Raw genomic sequence first — 4,799 nt, forward strand, 5'->3', positions numbered from 1 at the left:
GGTCAGCTCCGCAGACACGACGCGCCGCCGCTACGCGGCGGAAGACGACAACGCACTCCGTGCGTTGTTCCCGGACTTCGTCCGGGGTTGCCGGTCCACTCCGTGGCCCGGGCAGTCAACTCCGTTGACTGCGGCCCGGATCGCTCCGCGATCCAGGCGGCGGGCCATGCTCCGCACGGCCCTTTGGCTGGCTACTGGTTGGGGTGGTCTTGCTGGGAAGGTGGTGACGGGTCGTGAAGACCGGGGCTTCCTAACTGACCTCTGGTCCCTTGAGTCCCTGTCAGGAGAGTTCGGGGGCTGACAGGGACGGTTCTGCGCAGATTACAGACTGGCGGTTCAGAAACACTTCTACAGTCGGTGTGCGTCACTTTTGATACCAAGCTAGATTAAAGAGTATGAGACGACACCCTGCCGCTGTCCCTGGGGTCGATTGTCTGTGTCTTGGTTGTCGCTTCTTTTCTGGCTTGGAAATATATCTGAAGCGGTCGAGGAGAGGAAGTTTTGATGACGCTGAAGGAGTTTTTTCCGCATCAGGTGGAGGCGGTCGACGCGGTTCTGAGGGTGCTTCAGACGCCTGCGAGCGGACACCTGCCGGCCGAGGGGCTGCGGACCCAGGTCATCGCCGCGACCGGCTCCGGGAAGACCCTGATCGCCGTCGCGGCCGCCGAGAAACTCGGCGCGCGGCATGTCCTGGTCCTGGTCCCGACACTGGATCTGCTGACCCAGACCGCGGCCGCATGGCGGGAAGGAGGCCGTACAGGGGCGATGGTCGGGGTGTGCTCGCTCCGGGCCGACGACTCCGACGGTGTCCCGTGCACCACCGATCCGGGTGAACTCGTCTCCTGGGCACGGGGGCTGGAGCGGGTGACAGTGTTCGCCACGTACGCCGCCGTCGGCCTGGGCATTCTCCAGCGCGCCCATGGTGCCGGGCTTGGCGCGTGGGACCTGATGGTCGTCGATGAGGCGCACCGCACCAGTGGGTACACGGGTAAGCCGTGGGCCGCGGTGCACGACCAGACGAAGATGCCGGCGACCCGCCGGCTGTACATGACCGCCACGGCCCGGATCTGGGAAGCACCCGAGCACGCCCGGAGTGGTGAGGCCGGGAAGCCGCGGCTGATCGCGAGTATGGATCCGGGATCGCGGGTGTTCGGGCCGGTGGCGTACAAACTGACGCTCTCACAGGCGGTAAGCCGGGGCCTGGTAGCCCCTTACCAGGTGGTGTGCGTCGACATCAGCGACCCCGAGTTCCACCAACTGCGCCAGGAAGCCGGGTACGGATCGGACGCCGCCCGCGGAGCACGGCTCGCGGCACTGCAGACCGGGCTCGTGACCGCTGCCGCCGAGGAGAACCTGCACAAGGTCCTGACGTTCCACAGCCGCGTCAGCGAAGCCGAAGCCATGGCCACCGGCATCACCGACGCAGCCCGGAAACTATGGGAAGACGATCCGCGGCGCTACCCGGACCCGGGACGGGTATGGGCGGACTGGCTGTACGGCGAACACCCACCTGCCCACCGGCGCGCCGTGCTCGACGAGTTCGCCTCCGACGTCATCACGAACCAGAGCCAGGGCCAGGGCCATCGCCAGGCGCAGCTCGTCGAGGGTGACATCGGCGGGCGCAGCAGGGGCGGCGGGCGTGGTGATGGCAGGCGCAGCAGGGGTGATGGGCGCTCGGGGGCGGGGTTGGTGTCGGCGGCGTTGCGGGTGCTGAGCTCGGTGAAGGTGCTGGGCGAGGGTGTCGATACCGCGAATTGTGATTCCGTCGCATTCTGTGAAGCGCGGGGGTCGATGATCGATATCGTGCAAATGGTCGGACGCGCCCTGAGAATCAAGCCCGGTGAAGGGAAGATTGCTTCTCTTATCGTTCCGGTATTCCTTGCTCCGGGTGAAAAGCCGGATGAAATGCTGACCTCGGATGCCTACGGAACCCTCGCGAAGGTCCTCGGCGCGTTGCGGGCACACGACACCGACACCATCGAACACCTCGCGGATCCCCGTGTCCGGAGCGGGAGTTGGCACCCGGAGGGCGCCGGGGAAAGCGCGGCAGGCGACGTGGAAGCTGAGCGGGAGGTGCCGGCGGGTGAGCGGGGACCGAGTGCGCCCGCACGGGAACTGCTGAAGTTCAGCACTCCCCGGGACCCCGCATTGCTCGCGCAGTTCGTGAAGCTGCGGGTCATCGAGCCCGAGAACACCTTCTGGCGGCGCGGGATCCAGGCATGCGTGCGGTACGTGAAGGAGACCGGGGCGGATCAGTTGCGGGTGCCGTACGACTACACCACCCCCGACGACTGGGTTCCGGCAGGGTTCCCGCTCGGGACATGGCTCGCCGACCAGCGGAAATCCCACAAAGCCGGACGCCTTGATACGGGGCGAGTGGAACAGCTCGGCAGGCTGGGCATGGTGTGGTCGCACCAGGACGTCGCGTTCGAGGAAGGCCTCGCAGCAGCCCGCGCCTGGGCGGCCGTGCACGGGCACCTGTTGCCGCCCGCGACCGCGGTCTGGGACGGATACCCCGTCGGGACCTGGACCAAGAACCAGCGATACGCCGCCCGGACCGCAGACACGAACGCGGAACGCCGTGAGGCCGGCCTCCCGGTCGAGAGCAGTGCGGGCACGCTGACCGAGGCACGGCGCGCAGCGCTGGAGGAGATCGACCCGGGCTGGTGCCCCGTCTGGGACACGGGATGGCAGCGCTGCTTCCGCCTCTTCCAGAACCTGCTCCAGGACGGCGGGGCCATGCCGGTGACGGTTGGGAAGGTGATCGTGCAGGGCGAAGACCTCGGACGCTGGGTGGCGGCGCAGCGGCACGGGTGGGAACAGCTCCTGCCCGCACAGCAATGGCTCCTGGAAAACGTCCTCGGCATCGAACCCGCCCAGGACGAGGAACGGCCGGTGCGGCGGACGCAAGGCGATATGTGGGCCCTCAACCTCCGCGCCGCACGGCAGTTCCACGCGCGTGAGGGACACCTGCGGGTGCCCCGCAAGCACGTCGAGCAGGTGGAGACGGAAGCGGGCTTGGCGGGCCGTCAGGCAGGCGCTGACGGACCCGTCGTGGTCAAGCTCGGCACATGGCTCGACAACGTACGGAAACGGGCCGGGAAGCTCGCCGAGTAGCGGCGGGCGGAGCTCAATGCCCTCGGTATGCGCTGGTAGAGGTGGGCGTGCAGGAACCGTCTTCTGACCGGACGGGGCTGTTCTTCGCTCTTTTGCCGGACGTCGCCCCCGGGCCATCTGGCCCAGGGGCGGTCGGCGTGCAGGGAGTATTCAGGCGGCGAAGCCGAGGCTGGCCTTGTTGACCGTCGCCGGGTAGGTCATCATCCACCGGCGGCGCCTCCGTCCAAGGGCCGATGGCGCGCCATCCGTCCCGCTCTTTTGGCTCCGTATTCAGTTGGATCCGACTGAGATACGGGAGACCATGCACTCTATGAAGAGCTCGCTGCACCGCAAATACCTGCATCATCGGTGGAGTCCCGTCACCGAAGGGGACTCGGGCGCCTCCGTCTACCGCCTCACCGGGCCGCAGTCCGAGCTCTACGTGAAGATCGCCCCGCGTGTCCTGGACAGCTCGGCCTTCGATCTGGTTGGCGAGGCCGATCGGCTCGAATGGCTGGCCCGGCACGGCATCCCGGTTCCCCGCGTCGTCGAGCGCGGGGGCGACGACACCTCTGTCTGGGTCGTCACCGAGGCCGTACCGGGTGTCTCGGCTGCAGAGGAGTGGCCGGAGCACCAACGGCTCGCCGTCGCGGAGGCGATGGCCCGCATCGCCCGCTTCCTGCACAGTATGCCCGTGGCGGAATGCCCCTTCGACCGTTCCCTGTCCGTGGCGATGGACGAGGCTCGCCACAACGTCGACGCGGGGCTGGTGGACCTCGAGAACCTGGACGAGGCGCGCCGAGGCTGGTCCGGCACAGAGCTCCTGGCCGAACTCGACCGCACCTGGCCGGAGACGGAGGACACCGTCGTCTGCCACGGGGACCTCTGCCCGAACAACGTCTTGCTGGATCCCAGGACGTGCGAGATCACCGGAGTCATCGACGTGGGCCGTCTCGGTCTCGCCGACCGCCACGCCGACCTTGCCCTGGCCACCCGCGAGCTGGAGATCAAGGAGGATCCCTGGTTCGGCCCCGAGTACGCCCGGCGCTTCCTCGCGCAGTACGGCGGCCCCGGCGTAGACAAGGACAAGTTGGCCTTCTACCAGTTGCTCGACGAATTCTTCTAGGACGTTTTTGAGATGTCGATCAAGGTCCTGAAACGATCTTCAGATGTCTCGTGGCGACCTGACGGATGCACAGTGGGAGCGGCTGGAGGCCTTGCTGCCGCCGATACCGAAATGGGCAGGCCGCCCCGGGATCGGCGGCAGGTTTTCGACGGGATCTGGGCGGACTCGGACCGGTTCGCCGTGGCGGGACAGTTCGTGTACGCGGGCATCGACATCACCGCCACCGCCCTGTTCTCCGGGGTCCGCGGAGCGCAACTCACCACACGGCTTTCCTGGTGGAATGCGAGGCGTTCCCGGCACGCCTCGGCACACACCACCCCTTCCGTGAACTGATGACGGGAGTAGAAGCCGCGCTCGATCTCCGCGCGCACCATGCCGGGACACTCCCCCGCCACGCCGCCTACCTCCACCAGCGGACCGCGGGAAGGATCGGGAACCTGACCCAACCCATCCGGCAAGCAGCGATCACGAGCATCCTCGATGGCACCGACCGCATCACGAAGACCAGCCTCGACCAGATCCGTATCGACCACCTCGCCGAAACCCACCACCGCCCCACCATCGACCAGCCCCGCGC

Annotated in this window: 3 protein-coding genes and 1 pseudogene; all 4 read left to right on the forward strand. The window is 67.4% G+C overall.

Going from position 1 to position 4,799, the window contains the following annotated elements; translation table 11 throughout:
- The first annotated feature begins 504 nt into the window (after nt 1-504).
- Nucleotides 505-3,117 carry a DEAD/DEAH box helicase gene (locus tag AADR41_RS41250; RefSeq protein WP_342287529.1) on the forward strand — a complete coding sequence of 871 codons (2,613 nt, stop codon included), beginning with the start codon at nt 505-507 and terminating at the stop codon, nt 3,115-3,117.
- Between the two features lie 310 nt (nt 3,118-3,427).
- The gene (locus AADR41_RS41255; protein WP_342287531.1) at nt 3,428-4,222 is read left to right on the forward strand and encodes an APH(3')-V family aminoglycoside O-phosphotransferase; all 795 of its coding nucleotides are present in this window, start codon (nt 3,428-3,430) and stop codon (nt 4,220-4,222) included.
- A gap of 111 nt (nt 4,223-4,333) precedes the next feature.
- Nucleotides 4,334-4,555 carry a hypothetical protein gene (locus AADR41_RS43085; protein ID WP_446751207.1) on the forward strand — a complete coding sequence of 74 codons (222 nt, stop codon included), beginning with the start codon at nt 4,334-4,336 and terminating at the stop codon, nt 4,553-4,555.
- Nucleotides 4,555-4,799: pseudogene (locus tag AADR41_RS41265) on the forward strand (ATP/GTP-binding protein); the annotation flags it as partial. The gene AADR41_RS43085 and the pseudogene AADR41_RS41265, both read left to right, overlap by 1 nt.

Origin of the sequence: Streptomyces sp. CLV115, assembly GCF_038448545.1 — a bacterium.
Classification (GTDB): domain Bacteria; phylum Actinomycetota; class Actinomycetes; order Streptomycetales; family Streptomycetaceae; genus Streptomyces; species Streptomyces sanglieri.

What these genes read in the sequence shown, in the direction of transcription:
- AADR41_RS41250 (WP_342287529.1), top strand. Translation starts at nt 505, where the DNA reads ATGACGCTGAAGGAGTTTTTTCCGCATCAGGTGGAGGCGGTCGACGCG.
- AADR41_RS41255 (WP_342287531.1), top strand. Translation starts at nt 3,428, where the DNA reads ATGAAGAGCTCGCTGCACCGCAAATACCTGCATCATCGGTGGAGTCCC.
- AADR41_RS43085 (WP_446751207.1), top strand. Translation starts at nt 4,334, where the DNA reads ATGGGCAGGCCGCCCCGGGATCGGCGGCAGGTTTTCGACGGGATCTGG.